Source organism: Brevundimonas sp. NIBR10 (assembly GCF_027912515.1).
Lineage (GTDB): Bacteria > Pseudomonadota > Alphaproteobacteria > Caulobacterales > Caulobacteraceae > Brevundimonas.
Genome location: NZ_CP115464.1, coordinates 3,273,466 through 3,295,105, shown reverse-complemented (window position 1 = coordinate 3,295,105; position 21,640 = coordinate 3,273,466). Strand labels below are relative to the sequence as shown.

At 67.1% G+C, this 21,640-nt stretch carries 12 protein-coding genes; 10 read left to right on the top strand and 2 right to left on the bottom strand.

Features of this window, described 5'->3' with window-relative positions; all coding sequences use genetic code 11:
* Positions 1-11 precede the first annotated feature (11 nt).
* Entirely contained in the window at positions 12-1,493 is a 1,482-nt protein-coding gene (locus O5K39_RS16120) for a tryptophan halogenase family protein (protein WP_271144618.1), read from the top strand.
* On the opposite strand, the gene O5K39_RS16115 is transcribed toward O5K39_RS16120, so the two are convergent.
* The gene (locus O5K39_RS16115) at positions 1,472-2,704 is read right to left on the bottom strand and encodes an MFS transporter (protein WP_271144617.1); all 1,233 of its coding nucleotides are present in this window, start codon (positions 2,702-2,704) and stop codon (positions 1,472-1,474) included. The two genes, O5K39_RS16120 and O5K39_RS16115, sit on opposite strands and share 22 nt — an antisense overlap.
* Before the next feature lie 207 nt (positions 2,705-2,911).
* Between O5K39_RS16115 and O5K39_RS16110 the strand changes: the two genes are divergently transcribed.
* The 7 genes from O5K39_RS16110 (at position 2,912) to O5K39_RS16080 (ending at position 16,818) form a co-directional block, all read left to right on the top strand.
* Entirely contained in the window at positions 2,912-5,521 is a 2,610-nt protein-coding gene (locus O5K39_RS16110) for a glucokinase (RefSeq protein ID WP_271144616.1), read from the top strand.
* Between the two features lie 150 nt (positions 5,522-5,671).
* Positions 5,672-8,197, top strand: coding sequence for a glycoside hydrolase family 3 N-terminal domain-containing protein (locus tag O5K39_RS16105; protein WP_271144615.1), 2,526 nt, complete (start codon positions 5,672-5,674; stop codon positions 8,195-8,197).
* A 226-nt stretch (positions 8,198-8,423) separates the two neighbouring features.
* Complete coding sequence (locus O5K39_RS16100) at positions 8,424-11,111, top strand: glycoside hydrolase family 3 protein (protein ID WP_271144614.1); 2,688 nt, start codon at positions 8,424-8,426, stop codon at positions 11,109-11,111.
* A 36-nt stretch (positions 11,112-11,147) separates the two neighbouring features.
* Entirely contained in the window at positions 11,148-12,746 is a 1,599-nt protein-coding gene (locus O5K39_RS16095; protein ID WP_271144613.1) for an alpha-L-arabinofuranosidase C-terminal domain-containing protein, read from the top strand.
* A 4-nt stretch (positions 12,747-12,750) separates the two neighbouring features.
* Entirely contained in the window at positions 12,751-14,058 is a 1,308-nt protein-coding gene (locus O5K39_RS16090) for an MFS transporter (protein ID WP_271144612.1), read from the top strand.
* Entirely contained in the window at positions 14,055-15,677 is a 1,623-nt protein-coding gene (locus tag O5K39_RS16085; RefSeq protein WP_271144611.1) for a glycoside hydrolase family 43 protein, read from the top strand. Before O5K39_RS16090 ends, O5K39_RS16085 begins: the two co-directional genes overlap by 4 nt.
* Before the next feature lie 37 nt (positions 15,678-15,714).
* Positions 15,715-16,818: a Gfo/Idh/MocA family oxidoreductase gene (locus O5K39_RS16080; protein WP_271144610.1), complete on the top strand. Its 1,104-nt coding sequence runs from the start codon at positions 15,715-15,717 to the stop codon at positions 16,816-16,818.
* On the opposite strand, the gene O5K39_RS16075 is transcribed toward O5K39_RS16080, so the two are convergent.
* Positions 16,808-18,118, bottom strand: coding sequence for an MFS transporter (locus O5K39_RS16075; protein WP_271144609.1), 1,311 nt, complete (start codon positions 18,116-18,118; stop codon positions 16,808-16,810). The genes O5K39_RS16080 and O5K39_RS16075 overlap by 11 nt on opposite strands.
* Before the next feature lie 127 nt (positions 18,119-18,245).
* Between O5K39_RS16075 and bglX the strand changes: the two genes are divergently transcribed.
* Together bglX and O5K39_RS16065 are read left to right on the top strand one after the other, a co-directional pair.
* Positions 18,246-20,603 (top strand): beta-glucosidase BglX, encoded by a 2,358-nt coding sequence (bglX, locus tag O5K39_RS16070; RefSeq protein WP_271144608.1) that lies wholly within the window; start codon positions 18,246-18,248, stop codon positions 20,601-20,603.
* Positions 20,600-21,634, top strand: coding sequence for an SMP-30/gluconolactonase/LRE family protein (locus tag O5K39_RS16065; RefSeq protein WP_271144607.1), 1,035 nt, complete (start codon positions 20,600-20,602; stop codon positions 21,632-21,634). Before bglX ends, O5K39_RS16065 begins: the two co-directional genes overlap by 4 nt.
* Positions 21,635-21,640: the final 6 nt, after the last annotated feature.

The window sequence follows — 21,640 nt, the reverse complement described above, 5'->3', positions numbered from 1 at the left end:
GAGGGCCGACCATGGACCAGCGAAAGACCCGGGTGGTGATCGCAGGCGGCGGAACGGCCGGCTGGCTGGCCGCCGCCGTCCTGACCCGTCAGCTGGGGCCGCTGATCGACGTGACCCTGGTCGAGTCCGAGGAGATCGGCACGGTCGGCGTCGGTGAATCGACCATTCCCACGGTGCGGTCCTTTCACGCCCTGATGGGGCTGGACGAGCGTGAGTTCATGCGCACGACGGGGGCCACCTTCAAGCTGGGGATCTCGTTCGAGAACTGGAGCCGTGAGGGTTCGCGCTACATCCACTCCTTCGGCGACGTCGGGAAGTCGACTTGGATGGGCGATTTCCAGCATTTCTGGCTCGATGCGCGCAGGCGCGGTCTGGCCGGTGATCTGGGCGAATACTGTTTCGAGCACCAGGCGGCCGACGCCGACAAATTCATGACCGGGCCCGAGGGGCGGCTGAACTATGCCTATCACCTGGACGCCGGGCGCTATGCCCGGTTCCTGCGTGCCCGCAGCGAGTCCGTTGGGCTGAAGCGGGTGGAAGGCCGGATCTCGCGTGTTGAGCGTGACGCCGAGGGCGGTTTGATCGAGGCCCTGGTGCTTGCCGATGGTCAGCGGATCGAGGGCGATCTGTTCCTGGACTGCACGGGCTTCCGCGCCCTGCTGATCGGCGACGCCCTGGGCGTAGGGTTCGAGGACTGGGGCGAGTGGCTGCCCACCAACCGCGCGCTGGCGGTGCAGACGACTTCGACCGGCCCGGCCGTGCCCTATACGCGGGCCATCGCCCATGACGCCGGCTGGCGCTGGCGCATCCCGCTGCAGCACCGTGTCGGCAACGGCCTGGTCTATGCGTCGGATCATCTGTCGGATGACGAGGCCCATGCGCGGCTGCTGGGTTCGCTGGATGGCGAGCGGCTGATCGAGCCGGGGCTGATCCGGTTCAGGACGGGTCGGCGCATGCGCGCCTGGGAGGGCAATTGCATCGCGCTGAGCCTCGCCGCCGGGTTCGTGGAGCCGCTGGAGTCCACCAGCATCCACCTGATCATGACGGGGTTGACCCGGCTGATGCAGCAGTTCCCGTTCGACGGCATCAGTCCGGCTGTGGTCTCGCGCTTCAACGCCCAGTCCCGCGCCGAACTGGAGGGGATTCGCGATTTCATCATCCTGCACTACCACCTGAACGATCGGCCCGAGCCCTTCTGGCTGCGTCAGCGCGAGATGTCGGTGCCGTCGACCCTGGTCGAACGGATCGCGCTGTTCGAGGAAAGCGCCCAGGCCTACCAGTCGCCGGACGACCTGTTTCGGGTCGCATCCTGGATGCAGGTGCTGTTCGGGCAGGAGGTTCGACCACGCGGTCACCATCGGATGGCCGAGCTGATCCCGGACGACCAGTTGACCAAGGCCCTGAGCGACCTGAAGGGCTCCATCGACCGGGCTGTCACGGCGCTGCCCAAGCACCAGGCCTTCGTCGAAAGCTATTGCCGCGAAGAGGTCTGATCCACAGCGGTCGCCGGTTCCCTGACCACCAGCATCAGCAATCCCGCCAGGGCGGTGATCGTGGCGAGGATCAACATCAGGGGGCGAAAGCCACCGGCCGTCACGACGGTCACGGTCAGCCAAGGGCCGAAGATGCTGGGAACGGTGTTGGCGAGGTTCACGAAGCCGAGATCCCGCCCCCGATGGTCCGGGGAGGGCAGAATCCGCATGGCGTAGGTGGTCTGCAGGGCCAGGAAGACACCGCTCGAACAGGCGAACAGCAGGTAGCCCAGAGCAGCCGGCTCCCACCGGGGAAATGCGGCCATGACGGCAAGGCCCACCACGGCGACCGCCGCATTGCCGGCCAGCAGGGACCGCCGCGATCCGGTTCGGTCCGACAGACGGCCCAGAAAGATGGCGAGCGGAACGCTCAGGACCGCAGCTACGCCGGGAAGCCAGGCGATGCGGCCCGCGAGGTCGCGTGATGACAGGTGCGCGTCGCCATGATCGACGCTCTGGAAATAGAAGAGGAAGAAGGCGAACAGGATCAGGCTGGCCATCTGCACCAGCCAGCGGGACGCGGTGACCGTGACGAGGTTTCGCACCCGCCCGACTGTGCGGCTCGACGGCGCGATGGCTTCCGGCTGCTCCGGCGTCGGGGCGCGCAGGAACAGGAAGGGCAGGATCGCCAGCGCGCCAGCCCCGCCGACCAGTGCCAGTTGAAGTCCCTCCGTCAGGCCGGCCGGGGCGGTGACGACGACGGCGGCCAGGGCTCCAAACGGATAGGCCGCGCCGATCAGCCCGCCCAGCAGCCCCTTTTGCGCATCCGGCACCTCGTCTGCGGCCAGGGCGACCAAGGGGGCCAGCAGGATGTTCAGGGCAAGCTGGAAGGCGATCATTGCCGCCGCCAGTTCGATCGCCGAACGGCTGGCCCAGACTGCGGCGAGCGCCAGCAGTGTCAGCACAAGGCCCGCTCCGACCCATCGGCGACGTCCCTTGCCCAGCCGCACGCTGCGATCGCTGAGGTGGCCGACGACGATATTGCTGACGCTGGCCGCCAGCGCACCCCCGACGGTGATCAGGGCCAACAAGGCCAGCTTGTCGTCCGGCCGAATGAGCTCGGCCTTCAGCGGCAGCAAAAGCGTCAGCAGGGGAACATACAGGACAGCCCCGCCGCCATAGGCGAGCGCGTACAGGGCAAGATATCCGGGTGAGCGTCTGGATGACGTCATCAAGGGGCGGTTCCTGAGGCATTGGCGACGAGGCCGCCGGGTGCTTGCCGAGCACAGATTGATCGTGGCGCGGACTTTCGGCCAGCGGGAGGACAAGGTCCGCCCTGGCGACGCCCGGGTCAACAGTGCTCGCCCTAGGCTTGTGATTACTCAGACATTTTTAACCGGACTGGGTGCTTATGGTTAAAAAGGATACGGGCGGAATCCATGGCACTGGGAATTGTCGGCGACGTCACGCCATCACTATGTCGGTTTGCGTTTCTCGATGGCTTCGAGGGCGGCCGGCCGCTGTTCTCAGGCTATGACGAGCGGCCGGTCAGCGGCTTTGCGACCCCGGTGGACGCTCTGGACAGCTTCCTGTCCGCGTCGGGCCGATCGCGACCCGACCGACTGAGCCTGGCCGTCGCCGCACCCGTCGGGTCCGACACCGTCACGATCACCCAGTCCGGCTGGCGGTTCTCGGGGCGCGATTTCGAGACCGTCCTGGGCTTCAGCGGCGTACGCCTGATCAACGATTCGGCGGCGGTGGCTCGCAGCGTCACCCGGCTGGACCGCAGCGACACCCTGTCGATCGGCCGCTTCGCTCCGCCGGTTCAAGGGCTGGAGGTGGGCCGGTATGCGATTGTCAGCCCCGACTTTGGCCTGGGCGTGTCGGCTATCGATATCGACGGCTCGGGCTCGCGCGTCATCGACACCGAGGGCGGCCACCTGGCGTTCGCGCCGTCGAACGAGCTTGAGATCGAGCTGCTGCGGCGGCTGACGATCATTCATGGCCGCGTCTCGTATGAACGGCTCATATCCTGGCCCGGCCTGGCTGCCCTGCATTCAGTGATGGTCGAGATCGAGGGCGGGGTCTGCGAGCCCCTGACCCCGCTGGAGGTGCTGCTTCACGCCCGGACCGGGTCCGATGAAGCCTGCGCGCGGTCGGTGGATCAGTTCCTGGGGATCCTTGGTGACTTCGCGGGTCAGGCCGCCCTGTCGCTCGGTGTGACCCAGGGTGTCTTCCTGACCGGACGATTCGTCCTGGAAGCCCAGGCGATGTTCGAGACCAGTCCCTTCCGGGCTCGCTTCGACGCCAAGGGACGGCTGAGCCCGGTCGCCACTGGCCTGTCGACCTGGGCCCTGGTCAATCCGGCCTGCGCCCTGATCGGGGCTGCGGAACTGCTGGCTGCGCCCGCGCGCCGGGTTCGCGACATGAGCCGAGGTTCAGCGGATACGTCCGCCACCACGACCGGCCTGACCGCGGACATGGCCCAGGCTGCGCTGATCGGCGCGGACGTCGGCCTGATGATCCTGGATGAGTCCCTGCGTCTGGTCGCCATGAACGATCGCCTCTGGACCGGCCTGGGACTGCCGTCGGCGATGCGGTCGCCCGGCCTTCCTGTGTCCAAGATTCTGCACCGCCTGCAATCGCGGGGATGCTGGTCCAAATCGGTCAGGAAGAGTTTCCAGACAGCCATGTCGGCGGGAGAGCCGGCGAGCGCCGAGTGGCGGACGACCGGAGGCCGGGTCTTGCACCCGGTGGCCACCCGGATCGCGGGCGGGTGGGTCGTTACCACCCACGACGTCTCCATCGCCGCGCGCCGCGCACTGGAACTGGAGGTCATCGCCGACCGGCTGCGCGCGGCCAAGATCGAGGCGGAGGCGGCCAACAGCGCAAAATCCTCGTTCCTGGCCATGATGAGCCACGAAATCCGCACCCCGCTGAACGGTGTGCTCGGCATGGTCCAGGCCATGGAGGTTGATCCGCTGTCGTCGGTACAGCGCGAGCGTCTGGACGTCGTTCGTCAGTCCGGGGAAGCCCTGCTGGCGATCCTCAACGACATCCTGGATCTGGCCAAGATCGAGGCCGGCAAGCTGATTCTCGAAGAGATTGATTTCGACCTGGAGGAACTGCTGCGTGGGGCACACGCGGCGTTCACGGCGCTGGCGAACAAGAAGGGCCTGTCCTTCGGTCTGGTCACCGAGCCGCAGGCGCGCGGCGTCTGGCGCGGCGACCCGACAAGGGTTCGCCAGATCGTCTACAACCTGATCTCCAACGCGCTCAAATTCACCGAGGCCGGCGAGGTGCGGGTCAGGGCGGATACGGAGGGCGAGGTCCTTCTTCTGACGGTATCGGACACCGGGATCGGCATGAGCGAGGCGGCTGTGGCCTCACTGTTCGAGAAATTCACCCAGGCCGATGCATCCACGACGCGCCGGTTCGGCGGCACGGGCCTGGGTCTGTCGATCTGCGGTGACCTGGCCAAGCTCATGGGCGGGGCTGTCAGAGTCGAGACGCGTCTGGGAGAGGGGACCGCCTTCACCATTGTCCTGCCCCTTGAACGCGGTTGCGAGCAGCAGCGTGTCGACACGCCACCGCCGTCTGCAGAGGCGACAAGACCCGAGTCGACGCTCAAGGTCCTCGCCGCCGAGGACAACACGGTCAATCAGCTGGTCCTGAAAACGCTCCTGCATCAGCTGGGGGTCGATCTGACGGTCGTCGACGACGGCCGCGCCGCGGTTGAGGCCTGGAGCGACCAGGAATGGGACATCATCCTGATGGACGTACAGATGCCCGTCATGGATGGACCGACGGCGGCTCGCACCATCCGCGGGATGGAGGCCGAGACCGGCCGGACCCGGACACCGATCATCGCTTTGACCGCCAATGTCATGAGCCACCAGACCGAATCGTATCGGGCCGCCGGGATGGACGGATGCGTGGCCAAGCCGTTGCAGATCGCCGCTCTGGTCGAAGCCATCCATTTCGCGTTGACCGCGAACGCCGAACGGGGCGAGGAAAACGCCGTCGCTGCAAGGCATCAGGCCGCCTGACGTGACAACGCTGTCAATTTTGATGCAGCGATCTTTTTTTGGTGATAGCGCTATCTCGATTGGTCCGAATCCGCAGGTCCGGACGTGTTGAACAAGTGGCACCGTGCCGGATGAATCCGGCCAAGGAGCCCGTAAAAAGGGACGAAGCCAATGCGGGCATTCACAACTCTCCTGATGCTGACCTCGGCGCTGTGCGGCCCGGGCGTCGTGCTGGCCCAGACAGCGTCGTCGCCGACCGTCCCGGCGGCATCGACGGCCCATCCGGACCTCTGGCCGAAAGCCGCCTCGCCAGATGCGATGAGCGACCCGGCGACCGAGGCCTTCGTCGCCGACCTGTTGAAGCGGATGACGATCGAGGAAAAGGTCGGCCAGATCATCCAGGCGGACATCGCCTCGATCACGCCCGCGGACCTCGCCACATACCCGCTGGGATCGATTCTGGCGGGAGGAAACTCGGCTCCCGGCGGCAATGACCGGGCCAGCGCCCAGGCCTGGGTCGATCTGGCCCGGGCCTTCAGGGCAGCAGCGGCGGACCGACCCGGTGCGCGCATTCCCCTGATCTATGGGATCGACGCTGTCCACGGGCACAATAACGTCGTCGGCGCGACGATCTTTCCGCACAACATCGGCCTGGGGGCCGCGCGCGATCCCGAACTGATCCGTCGCATAGGCGAGGCCACCGCGCTGGAAGTCGCCGCCACCGGTGCCGACTGGACCTTCGGTCCGACCCTGGCCGTGCCTCGCGACGACCGCTGGGGCCGGACCTATGAAGGCTATGGCGAGACGCCGGAAATCCAGCGCGCCTATGCCGGCCCGATGACCCTGGGCTTGCAGGGCGAACTCTCTGCGGACCATCCGCTGGAGCCGGGGCATATCGCGGGGTCCGCGAAACACTACCTGGCGGACGGCGGCACCCAGGGCGGTACGGATCAGGGCGATTACCAGGGTTCCGAACAGGGTCTGATCGACATCCATCTGGGGGGCTATCCGGCGGCGATCGACGCGGGCGTCCTGTCGGTCATGGCCAGTTTCTCGAGCTGGAACGGCGTCAAGCATTCCGGCAATCCGACCATCCTGCGCGACGTCCTGCATGGACCGCTCGGCTTCGACGGCTTCGTGGTATCCGACTGGAACGCCCACGGCCAGTTGCCGGGCTGCACCAACGAGAGCTGCGCGCTGGCCGTCAACGCCGGGATCGACATGCTGATGGCCCCCGACAGCTGGAAGCCGCTGTATGCCAGTACCCTGGCCCAGGTGCGCTCCGGCGAGATTTCGGCACAGCGTCTGGATGAGGCCGTGACGCGCATCCTGAGAGCCAAGGTCAAGACCGGTCTTTTCCGCAATGAGCGGCCCGTGGAAGGCCGGCTCGAGGTACTGGGATCGCCCGAACACCGCGCGCTGGCTCGCCAGGCCGTCCGTCAGTCCCTGGTCCTGCTCAAGAACGAGGGCTCGGTCCTGCCGATCCGCGCCGGCGCCAGGGTCCTGGTCGCGGGTTCAGCCGACGACATCGGTCAGGCGGCGGGTGGCTGGACCCTGACGTGGCAGGGGACCGGCAACAGCAAGGCCGATTTCCCGAACGGCGAGTCGATCTGGGACGGCATAAAGGCGGCGGTCACCGAGGCCGGCGGCTCGGCTCAGTTGAGCGTCGACGGCGCGTTCACCGACAAGCCCGACGTGGCCATCGTCGTCTTCGGCGAGACCCCCTATGCCGAGTTCCAGGGTGATGTTCCGGATCTGGATTTCCGACCGGAAGGCCCGCTGGAAACCCTGCGCAAGCTGAAGGCCGCCGGCATTCCGACGGTGTCTGTCTTCCTCTCCGGCCGCCCGCTTTGGACGAACCCCGAGATCAACCAGTCGGACGCCTTCGTCGCGGCCTGGCTGCCCGGCAGTGAAGGCGGCGGCGTCGCCGACGTCCTGATCGGTGACGCCCAGGGCAAGGCGCGGCATGACTTCACTGGGAAATTGTCCTTCTCTTGGCCGCGTCTGGCGACCGGCGCGCCGCTGAACGTCGGCGATCCGGGTTACGATCCGCAGTTCGCCTATGGCTATGGCCTGACCTATGCTGCGGCCGGATCGGTTCCGCAGCTGTCCGAAGTCTCGGGCGTGACCGCCAGCGCCTCTAGCGTGGATCGGTACCTGGTCGACGGGAAGCTGGTCGCGCCATGGACTCTGGTTCTCAGCGACGCCGGAGGCGAGGCTCAACTGGCCGTCAGCGCCGATGGCGAGAGCCCGGACAAGCATGTCACCACGGGCGCCGTCGATGATCTCGCTCAGGAAAGCGCACGACAGTTCGTCTTCAACGGAACGGGCCCCGCGTCCGTTTCGATCAAGGGTCCGGCCGTCGATCTGACGCGCCAGACCAATGGCGAGATGGCCTTGTCCTTCCGCTATCGCGTCGATGCTCGTCCGGCCGGGACCGTCAGCCTCGCCATTGGTGGGGGCTCGGTCGATCTGACCCCGACCCTGGCCGCCGCACCCCTGGGCGAGTGGCGGATGATCAAGGTGGAACTGTCGTGTTTGCGGGCTGCCGGAGCCAGGGTGGCCGCCGTCGACACGCCCTTCGCCTTGCGAGCATCGAACGCGGTGACTCTTTCGATCTCCGAGGTCCAGCTCGCAGCGAACGAGAACGACACCGTCTGTCCTGCGGCAGTCGGCGCGCCGGCGGGAACGCCGTAGTTTTCATCATGGCGCTCTGTGTTCGGCGTGGCCTTGCGGGTCACGCCGAACTGCGCGCCCGCGCGGGGTGAGATCCTCGCCCCTGCAGAAACGAAACGTCCTCCTGAACAACGTCCGGAATCGGTTCCGCGCAACAATTGACGTGCATAAGTCTGACAATTGAACCTATAAAAGTTCGTCCGCTGGCGGGGAGGCGATCGTGAGATTTTGTCGAGATCGTCCTGCGATGACAGGCGGGGTCACGCCTGCGTCGGTCGGTCGCGAACAGGAGCGTGCCGGGTTCAACCGTTATGGATCCGTCATCGCCTGGATGACCCTGATCGGCGCATTCGTCCTGGCACCGAACGCGCACGCCCAACTGCCCGGAGCCACCCTTCCATCCTATCAGGACAACGCCAGGCCGGCCGCCGAGCGCGCCGCCGATCTGGTGTCCCGCATGACTTTGGAAGAGAAGGCGTCACAACTTCTGAACGACGCCCCGGCAATTCCCCGCCTTCAGGTGCGTGAGTACAACTGGTGGAATGAAGGCCTGCACGGGGTAGCGGCGGCGGGCTATGCCACCGTATTCCCTCAGGCGATCGGCCTGGCCGCGACGTTCGACATGGCCAGAATTCATACCGTCGCTGACCTGATCGGCGTCGAGTTCCGCGCCAAGCACCTGGCCGAGCGCCATCGTTTCGGCGGGTCCGACTGGTTCGCCGGGCTGACGGTCTGGTCGCCCAACGTCAACATCTTTCGTGATCCCCGCTGGGGCCGCGGTCAGGAGACCTACGGTGAGGATCCCTATCTGAGCGCACGGTTGGGGGTGGCCTTCGTTCGCGGCCTGCAAGGGGAAAAACCGGACTATTACCGAACCATCGCGACACCGAAGCATTTCGCCGTTCATTCCGGGCCGGAGGCCAGTCGCCACCGGGACGACATCCACCCGAGCGCCCGCGATCTCGCCGACACCTATCTACCGGCGTTCCGGGCCACCGTGATCGAAGGCCAGGCCGGGTCGATCATGTGCGCCTATAACGCGGTGGACGGCGTGCCGGCCTGTGCCAGCCGATCCCTGCTGACCGACTACCTGCGCCGCGACTGGAAGTTCGACGGCTATGTCGTTTCCGACTGCGAGGCGGTCGCCGACATCTATCGGCCGGACCATCACGGGTATTCAGCCACGCCGGAAGCGGGCGTGGCCGCAGCCTTCGATGCGGGCATGGACCTGATCTGCGGCGGCCCGGTGGAAGGCGAGCATATCGTTCAGTCGGTCAGGGAGGGGCTGCTGTCTGAGGCGACGATCGACCGGTCGCTGGTGCGCCTGTTCACGGCCAGGGTCAGGCTGGGACAGTTCGACGACGCTGCCCGTGTCTTCCCTTCGATCACGGCCGCCGACTTCGACACGGAGGCGGGGCGGGCGCTGGCTCTCGCGACGGCCGAGGCGGCCATGGTCCTGCTCAAGAACGACGGGTTGCTGCCGCTGGACGAGAACGTCCGCCGGATCGCCGTGATCGGCCCCAATGCCGACAGCCAGGCGGCCCTGGTCGGAAACTACAACGGGGAGCCGTCACAGCCGGTGACCATACTGGACGGCATTCGTCGGCGATTTCCCGACGCGGAGATCACCTTTGCCGAGGGAACGGGCCTGATCGATCCTGCGCTGGTGCCCGTGCCGGACGCGGTCCTGTGCGCCGATGCGGAGTGCCGAACCAGCGGCCTGACACTCGAACGCTTTGCGGATCGCACCTTTGCCACCCCTCCGATCGAGACCATGCCGATCGGAGAGCCCCGGTACCGGTGGTCGGGCGAAATGCAGAGCGGTGCCGTGCGTTTCAGCGGCTTCCTGAAGGCGTCCGAGGATGGCGAGCACGTCTTCCGCTATGACGCCAACGGGGGGTACCGGATCTTCATCGACGACAAGCCCGTCGTCGATGCCTGGGGGGTCGATTGGCGGCCGTCCATCGCGGCGGGCAAGGTTCAGCTGTCGCGTGGCCAGACCTATCGTATCCGCGTCGAGGCTTTCCAGCGCGCCACCGAGGGCAATGAGGGACTGTTGTGGAGCCTTCCCTCCGATCCCGGAGCCGCTGCGGCGACGCAGGCCGCCCGCAATGCGGACGTCGTCATCTTCGTCGCGGGACTGACCTCGCAGCTCGAAGGCGAGGAAATGGCGATCGAGGTCCCGGGCTTCGTGGGCGGCGACCGGACCAGTCTGGACCTGCCTGCGGTCCAGCAGGCGCTGCTGGAGAGGGTCCATTCGACGGGTACGCCGGTCGTCCTGGTTCTGGTCAACGGCAGCGCCCTCAGCGTCAACTGGGCCGACGCCCATGTGCCCGCGATCCTGGAGGCCTGGTATCCGGGTGGTCAGGGCGGCGATGCCGTCGCCCGCATCATCGCCGGGGACGTCAATCCAGCAGGCCGGCTTCCGGTGACCTTCTACAGGTCCGCTGACGATCTGCCGCCCTTCACCGACTACGACATGACAGACCGGACCTATCGCTATTTCGACGGGCCGGTGCTGTACCCCTTCGGGCACGGCCTGTCCTACACCCGGTTTGCCTACAGCGAACCGAAGGTCGCAGCGCGGCGGGTGAGTGCCGACGGCTCGGTCGAAGCCAGCGTCATGGTCGCCAATGCCGGGGGTCGCGCCGGGGACGAGGTCGTCCAGCTTTACCTCAGCCGACCGGACGTCGCGGGAGCGCCGAAGCATTCGCTGGTCGGCTTTCAGCGCATCCATCTGGCGGCCGGAGAGCAGCGCCGGGTCTCCTTCACCATCGACAATCGAAGCCTGTCCACGGTGGACGCGTCGGGGGTCCGACGTGTCGACGCTGGCACGGCCGGCCTCTGGTTCGGCGGTGGCCAACCGGGTCTGCCCGATGTGCCGGGCCAAGCCGCGACTGTCGTCATCACCGGGTCCACGACCCTGCCGAACTGACCCGGCTCCGACGCAACATTGAGAGAGCTTCAGACCATGATCGGGATTTCCATGACCCTGCGTCCTCTTCTGGCGACGACCCTTGCGATCGCCCTGATCGCTCCGACGGCACAGGCCCAGGTGGCAGCCACGTCCCCCATCGCCATCACAATCGACCTCGATACGCCGGGGCCGACCATCAATCGCAACATCTTCGGACAGTTCGCAGAGCATCTGGGAACCGGGATCTACGGCGGGGTCTGGGTCGGCACGGACTCTCCCATTCCCAATGTCCGGGGTATCCGCACGGACGTCGTGCAGGCGCTGCGGGCGATCAAGGCCCCCAACATCCGCTGGCCGGGCGGGTGTTTCGCCGACGAGTATCACTGGCGCGACGGCATCGGTCCGGCGGAGAACCGGGTTGCTCGACTGAACGCCAGCTGGGGCAATGTCATCGAGCCCAACAGCTTCGGCACCCATGAGTTCATGGACTTCGCGGACCAGGTCGGGGCCGAGGTCTTCCTGTCGGTGAACGTCGGCTCCGGCACGGTTCAGGAGGCCGCCGACTGGCTCGAATACCTGACCGCCGACCAGCCGACGACCCTGGCCCAGGAGCGGGCGGCGAACGGTCATCCCGAGCCCTACAAGATCAAATACCTCGGCCTGGGGAACGAGAACTGGGGCTGCGGCGGCGCGATGTCTGCGGATCACTACGTCGAGGAGATGAAGCAGTACGCCCACTATTCGCGCAATCTGAACCCCGCCCAGACCGGGCCCGACGCCATGCAGCGCGTTGCCGTCGGCTGGGACAGCGGCAACGAGGACTATACCGAAACGGTCATGCAGGCCTGGAAGGACAAGGTCTGGAGCTGGGACATCGAGGGCGTCTCTCTGCACGGCTACACCATCCCGAATTCCTGGGAGGCCAAGGGTCCGAGCGTCGGCTTTGGCGAGGACGAATACGCCAAGGCGATCAAGGCGACGCTGAAGATGGAAGGCTGGGTCACCGCCCAGACGGCGATCATGGATCGCTATGATCCGGACAGGAAGGTCGCCCTCTATGTCGATGAATGGGGCCTGTGGGCCGACCCGACCCCGGGCAGCAACCCCGGGTTCCTACAGCAGCAGAACACCATGCGCGACGCCGTCATCGCGGCGTTGAACCTCAATATCTTCATGCGCCATGCCGACCGGGTGCAGGTCGCCAACATCGCCCAGATGGTCAACGTCTTGCAGGCGATGATCCTGACCGATGGGCCGCGGATGGTCCTGACGCCGACCTATCACGTCTATGACCTGTATGTGCCGTTCCAGGACGCGACCCTGGTTCCGCTGAGCCTGGGCGAGGGCGTCTACACCTTCGGTGATATCAGCCTGCCGCGATCGGACGCCGTGGCGGCGCGCGACAAGGACGGCGCGCTGTGGCTGTCGCTGGTCAATGTCGATCCCAACACGCCACTGACGCTGACCCTGAGGCTTCCCGGCGCGACGGGAACCGCACAGGGGCGGTTGCTGACCGCGCCGTCGGTGGACAGCCACAACACGTTCGACAGCCCCGACACCGTCAAGCCGGTCGCCTTCGCAGGACGGGTCTCGAACGGCCAGATGACCTTCGACCTTTCGCCGCGCTCCGTCGCCGTCGTCAAGGTACAGTAGGGCCATGGGGCGGGGGCTGTTCGGCGTGAAACTGCGCTGGTGGATCATCGGCCTGGTCATGCTGGGGGCGATCCTCAACTATCTGTCGCGCAGCACGCTGGGCGTCGCGGCCCCGACCCTGAACACCGAACTGGGCATCACGACCCAGCAGTATTCCTACATCACCAGCGCCTTCCAGCTCGGCATCATGATGCAGCCGCTGTGCGGGTTCGTGCTGGACACCTTGGGCCTGAGGACGGGTTTCGCCCTGTTCGCGACGGCCTGGTCGCTGATCACCATCGCCCATGGGCTGGCCAACAGCTGGCCGATGCTGGCGGGATTGCGGGGCCTGCTCGGTCTGGCTGAGGGCTCGGCCAATCCGGCCGGGATGAAGGCGGTCTCCGAGTGGTTTCCGGCGCGCGAGCGGGGCATGGCGGGCGGGGTGTTCAACATGGGCGCCTCGGTCGGATCGATGCTGGCCCCGCCGCTCGTGGCCTGGGCCATCCTGACCTACAACTGGCAGGCGGCCTTCGTGATCACGGGGGCTCTGGGCCTGGTCTGGGTCGTGCTCTGGCTGGTCTGTTATCGTGCGCCGGAACGTCATCCCGCGCTGTCGGAGGCTGAGCGGGCCGAGATCGTGGAGGGGCGCGAAGCCCATACGCTCAGCGACGGGACCCGGCCGTCGATCCTGCGACTTCTGCGCCAGCGCAATTTCTGGGGCATCGCCCTGCCGCGGTTTCTGGCCGATCCGACCTGGGGGACGCTGGCCTTCTGGGTGCCGCTGTACCTGACGACCGTGCGCGGGTTCGACCTGAAGCAGATCGCCCTGTTCGCCTGGCTGCCCTTCGTGGCGGCCGACCTGGGCTGTCTGTTCGGGCCCAGCGTCGTGCTGTTCCTGCAAAAGCGGGGCGTCAAGCTGATCGACGCCCGCCGGTGGGCCTTTACGGTCGGGGCCGTGCTGATGATCGGCGTGGCCTTCGTCGGCATGGTCGACAGCCCCTATCTGGCCATCCTGCTGCTGTGCCTGGGCGGCTTCGCGCACCAGACCCTGTCGGTGACGGTCATCACCATGTCGTCGGATCTGTTCCGAAGGAACGAGGTCGCCACCGTCACAGGCATGGCCGGGACCATGGGCAATCTGGGGGTTCTGCTGTTCTCGCTGCTGATCGGCGGGCTGGTCATGACGGTGGGATACACCCCCTTCTTCATCGCCCTGGCGGTGCTGGATCTGCTGGGCGCAGTCGTCCTGTGGACCCTGGTGCGTGACCCCGGTGGATCGACGCCGGGGCAGGGGGCGGGGTCGAGCGCGACCCTCGTCGATGCGCGGCCGTGATCCGCAATCCGATCCTGCGGGGGTTCAATCCCGACCCGTCCATCGTCCGGGTCGGCGCCGACTACTATATCGCGACCTCGACCTTCGAGTGGTTCCCGGGGGTGCAGATCCACCATTCGACCGACCTCGTGAACTGGCGATTGATTACGCGACCCCTGCGGCGTCCGAGCCAGCTCAACATGATCGGGGCTCCGGATTCCTGCGGCGTCTGGGCACCTTGCCTGACCCATGCCGACGGTCTGTTCCACCTCGTCTATACGGATGTGAAGCGGTACGGGCGCACCTCGGTCGGTGGCGCTTCGGGGGCGTCGCTGAGGGATTTCCACAACTATCTTGTCACCAGTCCGACGATAGACGGCGACTGGTCCGACCCTGTCCATCTCAATTCCAGCGGCTTCGATCCGTCGCTTTTCCATGACGATGACGGCCGAAAATACCTGATCAACATGCTGTGGGACCACCGTCCCGGCGCGAACCGGTTCGGCGGCATCGTGTTGCAGGAATACGATCCCAGGCTGAAGCGGCTGGTCGGAGAGCGGCAGCTGATCTTCAAGGGGACCGCACTGGGCCTGACCGAGGCCCCGCATCTGTATCGTCGGGACGGCTGGTACTATCTGCTGACCGCCGAGGGGGGCACTGGATGGGGCCATGCGGCGACGCTGGCGCGGTCCCGAAGCCTCGATGGACCCTACGAACTCCATCCCGACGGGCCGATCCTGACCGCGCGCGACCGGCCCGACAGTCCCTTGCAGCGCGCCGGGCATGCCGATCTGGTCGAGGATGCGGAGGGTCGGACCTGGGCGGTCTATCTGTGCGGGCGGCCGTTGCGAAATCGCGGCCGGTGCGTCCTGGGCCGGGAGACGGCGATCCAGCCGATGGTCTGGGGCGAGGACGGCTGGTTGCGGACCGAGGCGGGCGACGCCCTGCCGGTGATCGATGTGGTCACGCCGGGCACAGACGCTCCGGCAACTGATGAGGTCGTCGAAATCACCACCTTCGACGGTCCGGCCTTGCCGCTCGTCTTCCAGTGGCTGCGGTCGCCGTGGCCCGAGGAATTGTTCTCCCTGACTGCGCAGCCCGGTGCGCTGCGCCTGTTCGGCCGGGAAAGTCTCGGCAGCGCCTTCCGGCAGTCGCTGGTGGCGCGCCGTCAGCAAGCCTTCTGCTTCACCGCGATCACAGACATGACCTTCAATCCGGCCCACTATCAGCAGGCGGCGGGGCTGGTCTGCTACTACGGCGCGGCGAAGTTTCACTATCTGCACGTGACCCACGACGAGGCGTCGGGGCGTGTGCTGCAAGTGATGTCGGCCCTGCCGGACCAGGCCCAAGCCGACGCCTTTACCCGCCCCATTGCCATCCCTGACGGCCCGATCGAACTGCGGGTCGATGTCGATGAGGAACGGCTGCGTTTCGCCTGGCGTCAGGGCGACGCCGACTGGTTCTGGCTGCCCGAGGTGTTCGACGCCAGCATCCTTTCCGACGAGGCGGCTCAGCCGGGGACCGCGAACTTCACCGGCGCCTTCGTCGGCATGGCCTGCCAGGACACGTCCGGCACCGGCCTGCACGCCGACTTTCACCATTTCGATTATCGCGAGCGGCCCTTCCGTCCGCGACCCTGACCGACGCACCGCGACCAAACCCCTGGAGATTCCGACCATGACCCTGACATCCAATCGCCGGACCCTGCTGAAGTTTGGGGCCGCCGCATCGACGGGACTGGGGGCGGGGGCGGCGCTCGCGTCGCCCCAGACCGACCGCAAGCTGGGCTATGCGATCATGGGCCTGGGGATGTACGCCGACATCATCCTGCCGCGCTTCGCCGAATGCCGGCACTCGCGCGTGACGGCCCTGGTCAGCGGATCACCGGAGAAGGCGCGGCGCTATGCGGCCCAGTACGGCGTGCCGGAGAGCGGCCTCTATACCTACGACACATTCGACACGATCCGGGACAATCCGGACGTCGACATCGTCTACGTCATCCTGCCAAACGGCATGCACCACGAGTGGACGCTGCGCGCCGCGGCGGCCGGCAAGCACGTCATGTGTGAAAAGCCCATGGCCAATACGGCGGCGGAGGCTGAGGCCATGATCGCGGCCTGTCGTGCCGCCGACCGCAAGCTGATGATCGGCTATCGCAGCCATTTCGAGCCCAACAACCGCGAGGCCATCCGCATGGCCCGTGCCGGTGAACTGGGCAAGCTCAGCGTCATCTCGGCTGAGACCGGCTTCAACATCGGCGACCCGAAGCAGTGGCGGCTGAACCGTGCCCTGGCCGGCGGCGGGTCGATGATGGACATCGGCATCTACAGCCTTCAGGCCGCCCGTTATCTGACCGGCGAGGAACCGATCGCGGTCACGGCGATCGAGTCGACCGACCGGTCCGACATCCGGTTCAAGGAGGTCGAGGACACGATCAACTTCCTGCTGAAATTCCCCTCGGGCGTCGTCGCCAACTGCGTGTCGTCCTATGGCTCAAACCATAATCGCTACCGGGTCGTCGGCAAGGACGGCTGGCTCGATGCGGAGCCGGCCACGGCCTACAACGGCAACCGCCTTCGCCTGCGCAAAGGCGGACAGACGGTCGATCATCCGGCCCCGGCGCTGGCGAACAACCAGTTCGCAGGGATGCTGGACCACCTGTCGCAGTGCGTGATGACCAATGCCGAGCCGATCGTCTCGGGCGAAGAAGGTCTGCGCGACATGCGGATCATCGAGGCGATCTACACCTCGGCGCGTGAGGGGCGGACCGTTACGCTCTGACGTCTCGAACCGGCGCGCGGGCGAGTTGGGGCAGGACGACGAAGACCAGCCCCGCCGCCACCGTCAGACAGGCAGCCGGGAACAGCATGGGCAGGATGTCGCTGCCTGTCGCCTGTTTGATCGCCGGCACGACGGTCTGTGCGACGAAGCCGCCCAGGTTGCCGATCGAGTTGATGGCCGCGATCCCCGCCGCCGCTCCAGCCCCCCGCAGGAAGGTCGGCGGCAGGCTCCAGAACACCGGCTGGGCCGCGAAGATGGCCGGGGCGGCGATGCACAGCAGCGCGAACTTGGCCACGGCCCCCGGTACGACGACGCTCAGCACCAGACAGGCCGCTCCGACCAGCGCCGGCCCGGCAATATGCCAGACACTGTGGCCCACCCGGGCGGCATGACGGGGCAGCAGCCACAGGGCGAACCCGACCAGGATCCAGGGGATGACGTTCAGCATGCCGTTCACGGTGTTCGACACGCCGAACCCCTTCACCACCGTGGGCAGCCAGTAGCTGAGCCCATAGGCCGCCAGGGGGAAGCCGACGTACATGACGGCCAGCAGCAACACACGCCGGTCCAGCATGGCTCGCCACGGCGAGGCATGGCCGGTCTCCCGTGCCGCGTCGTCCTCGGCCTTGAGCACGCCGGCGATCCAGGACTTCTGGTCCGGCTCGAGCCACTTCGCGGTCTGGGGGCCGTTCGGCAGGCGGAACAGAACATAGGGGGCCAGCGCGACCGCCGGGATGCCCGTGGCGATGAAGACCCACTGCCAGCCGGCCAGTCCCCACAGTCCATCCAGATCCAGCAGGGCCCCGCCGATCAGGGCACCGACCGCGTTGGCGACGGCGCTGGCGATCATGAAGGCACCGATCATCCGGCCGCGATGCGACTGCGGATACCACAGGGTCAGGACATAGAGGACGCCCGGAAAGAAACCCGCCTCGGCCGCGCCCAGCAGGAAGCGCAGGATGTAGAACATGGCCGGGCTGTTGGTGAAGCCGAGTGCGATGGTGATCAGGCCCCAGGTCGCCATGATGCGGGTGAACCAGACGCGAGCCCCGACCTTGGCCAGGATCAGGTTGGCGGGGGCCTCGAACAGGAAATAGCCGATGAAGAACAGGGCGGCGCCCAGCCCGTAGACCGCCTCGCTCATGCCCAGGGCGTCGGCCATCTGGAGCTTGGCGTAGGAAACGTTCTGCCGGTCTATGTAGGCGATCAGGTACATCAGGCAGAACAGCGGCATCAGACGGCCCGTGATCCGCCGGAGCGTGGCCTTGCCGAGGGCGTCGGCGTGGGGGTTCGACGTCATTCCTCTGTCCTCCGCGCGCCCTGGTCACCCGGGTGCGTCCTCTGGTTCAATCGCCGCTTTGCCATCGGCCAGCCTTTGGTTTAGGGCTGAAGGCACGCAATTGACAACGTTGTCGGAAGAACAAATCGTGTTGAGACGCATCCTGGTCGCCTTGGCTTGCCTGAGCCTGTCTGTAGTGGGCGCGGCCGTCGCCCAGCCGGCTGAACAGCCGTCCCAGCGGGTCCGCGATCTGCTCGGCCGCATGACGCTGGATGAAAAGATCGGTCAACTGAACCAGGTACCGGGCGGGCGCCAGCGCGCGCTGAACTCACGCCTGGATGCGGCGGCCCTGGACCGCGTCCGGCGCGGTGAGATCGGTTCATTCCTGCACGTGGCGGGTGCCGCCCAGATCCGTGAGCTGCAGCGGGTGGCGGTCGTGGAATCCCGGCTGGGCGTACCCCTGCTGTTCGGCATGGACGTGGTGCATGGCTACAAGACGATGTTCCCCGTGCCCCTGGCCCTGGCCGCCAGCTGGGATCCGGCCCTGGTCGAGCAGACGGCCCGGGTGGCAGCGGTCGAGGCGACGGCCGCCGGGCTGAACTGGACCTTCTCCCCCATGGTCGACATCGCCCGGGACCCCCGCTGGGGCCGGGTCGTCGAGGGGGCAGGGGAGGATCCCTACCTCGGCTCCATCCTGACGACGGCCCAGGTGCGCGGCTATCAGGGTTCATCGCTCGCCGACACGACCTCGATCCTGGCCACCGCCAAGCATTTCGTCGGCTATGGGGCCGCCGTGGGCGGTCGCGACTACGACAGCGCCGACATCACCGATCGCACCCTGCACGAAGTCTATCTGCCGCCCTTCCATGCGGCGGTGCAGGCCGGGGCAGGGTCGATGATGACCGCGTTCAACGACATCGCAGGCGTGCCCCTGACGGCGCATCCGGCGCTGGTGCGGGGGCTGCTGCGCGGGGAGTGGAACTATGACGGCCTGATCGTCAGCGACTGGAACGCCATCCCCGAACTGCTCAATCACGGCGTTGCCGCAACGCCTCGCGAAGCCGGTGCGGCGGCCCTGCGCGGCGGCGTCGACATGGACATGGCGGGCAACCTCTATTCCGCAGAACTGAAGGGCGCGATCGAGGCCGACCCGGCCCTGCTGCCGATGCTGGACGAGGCGGTCATCGCCGTGCTGACCGCCAAGGAACGGCTGGGCCTGTTCGATACGCCGTATGGCCGCGCCGATCCTGCGCGCGAGGCGGCCGCCATGCTGACGCCCGAGCATCGCGCGCTCGCCCGTGAGGCCGCGCGGCGCTCGATCGTGCTGCTCAAGAACGACGGCGACCTGTTGCCGATCGTCGCCTCCGCGCGTCGGATCGCCGTGATCGGCGCCCTGGCCGAGGACGCCAACTCGTCGCTGGGCAGCTGGCGCGCCCAAGGCAAGGTCGAGGACGTTCGGCCGCTGATCCCCGCCCTGCGCGAGGCCCTGCCACAGGCCACGATAACCTATGCTCAGGGCTATCGACCGGAGGCGGCGCAGGCGATCGCCGTGACCGCTTCCGGCGAGGGTGCCCAGGCTGTGCATGAGGTCTCGGACGCAGAGGCCCTGGCCGCGGCGGTCGAGGCGGCGCGCGCCTCCGACCTGGTCCTGCTGGTGGTGGGCGAACATTTCGACCGGTCGGGCGAGGCACGCAGCTATACCGACATCGGCCTCAGCGCCGCCCAGGATGCGCTGGCGGCTGCCGTGCTCGACACGGGCAAGCCGGTCGTCGTGATCCTGATGAACGGCCGACCCCTGGCGATCCCCGAACTGGCCGAGCGCGCGCCGGCGATCCTGGAGACCTGGTTCCTCGGCGTCGAAAGCGGGCCGGCCATCGCCGATGTCCTGACCGGCCGCGTATCGCCGGGCGGCCGTCTGCCAATCAGTTTCCCGCGCGCCAACGGGGCCGCGCCCCTGACCTACGCCCATCTGCCGACCGGTCGTCCGGCCGCCGAGGATCTGGTGCGCGACACGGCCCGGTATCGCGACCAGCCGATCACCCCCCTGTTCGCTTTTGGCCACGGCCTCAGCTACGCCCGGTTCCAGTACAGCGACCTGCTGCTCAGCCAGACCGAGGTCGCGGCCGATGGCCAGATCGAGGTCGGCGTGACGGTCCGCAACACCTCTGCCATTCCGGCCGATGAAGTGGTCCAGCTCTATGTCCGTGACCCGGTCGCCGCCGTGTCACGGCCGGTGCAGGAACTGCGAGGCTTTCGCCGTGTGGCCCTTGTACCCGGTCAGGCGAAGCGGGTGCGGTTCACCCTGACGCCAGCACAACTCGCCTATTGGGACGGCACGGTCGATGGGGGGCGCTGGCGCATCCAGGCGGGCGACATCCAGGTGATGGTGGGCGCATCGTCGGCCGATATCCGCGAACGGACCACCTTCACCATCACATCCGACGGTGTCAGCGCCATCCCGGCCACCGCCATCCCGACCCAGTCCGCCGAGGAGCCCCGACCTTGAGCCTCTCCCGCCGCCTGGTTATCGCCGGGGCCGCCGCCCTTTCCGCCACCGCCTGCCGGAGCGTCGCCATGCCCGAGGCCGACACCGCCTATCCGACCGTCGGCCGCATCGTTCGCGACGACCCCGCCCTCGACCGGCTGATCGCGCCGGACGCCACGATCGAGAAACTGGCCGAGGGCTATACCTGGTCCGAGGGTCCGGTCTGGATCGCCGACGGCGGCTATCTGCTGTTCAGCGACGTGCCCCGGAACAGGATTCACCGCTGGTCGCCGGCGGATGGGGCCTCGGTCTTCATGGATCCGTCGGGCTTCGACGGCGCCGACGCCTCGGGCTACCGCGAGCCGGGCTCGAACGGCCTGATCGAGGGTCCGGCGGGATCGATCCTGATGGCCGACCATGGCAACCGGGCGATCGCCCGGGTCGCACTGGCCAGCAAGACCAAGACGCTCCTGGCCACCCACTACAACGGCAAGCGGTTCAACTCGCCCAACGATCTGGTCCAGGCCAGCACCGGCGCGATCTTCTTCACCGATCCGCCCTATGGGCTTGAGGGAATGAACGCCTCGCCGCTGAAGGAGCAGCCTCACAACGGCGTCTATCGGCTCGACCCGGACGGCGCGGTGACCCTGCTGGAGGACGGCCTGACCTTTCCAAACGGGATCGCCCTGTCGTCGGACGAACGCACCCTCTACGTCCCTGTTTCCGATCCCGAGCGGGCCGTGGTCATGGCCTATGATCTGAGCGCGGCTGGCACGCTGTCCAACGGCCGGGTGCTCAGGGATTTCACCGCCATGGTCGGTGACGCCCATCCCGGCCTGCCTGACGGTCTGGCCATCGATGCCTCGGGACATCTGTTCGTCACTGGCCCCGGCGGCGTCCATGTGCTGACGCCCGACGGCCGTTCCCTGGGTCGCATCGAAACGGGCAGCGCCACCGCCAACTGCAAGTTTGGGGGCGACGGCCGGACGCTTTACATCACTGCGGGTTCCAGCCTGGTGCGGGTCAGGACGCTGACCCGCGGCTCGCGCTAGGCCGGC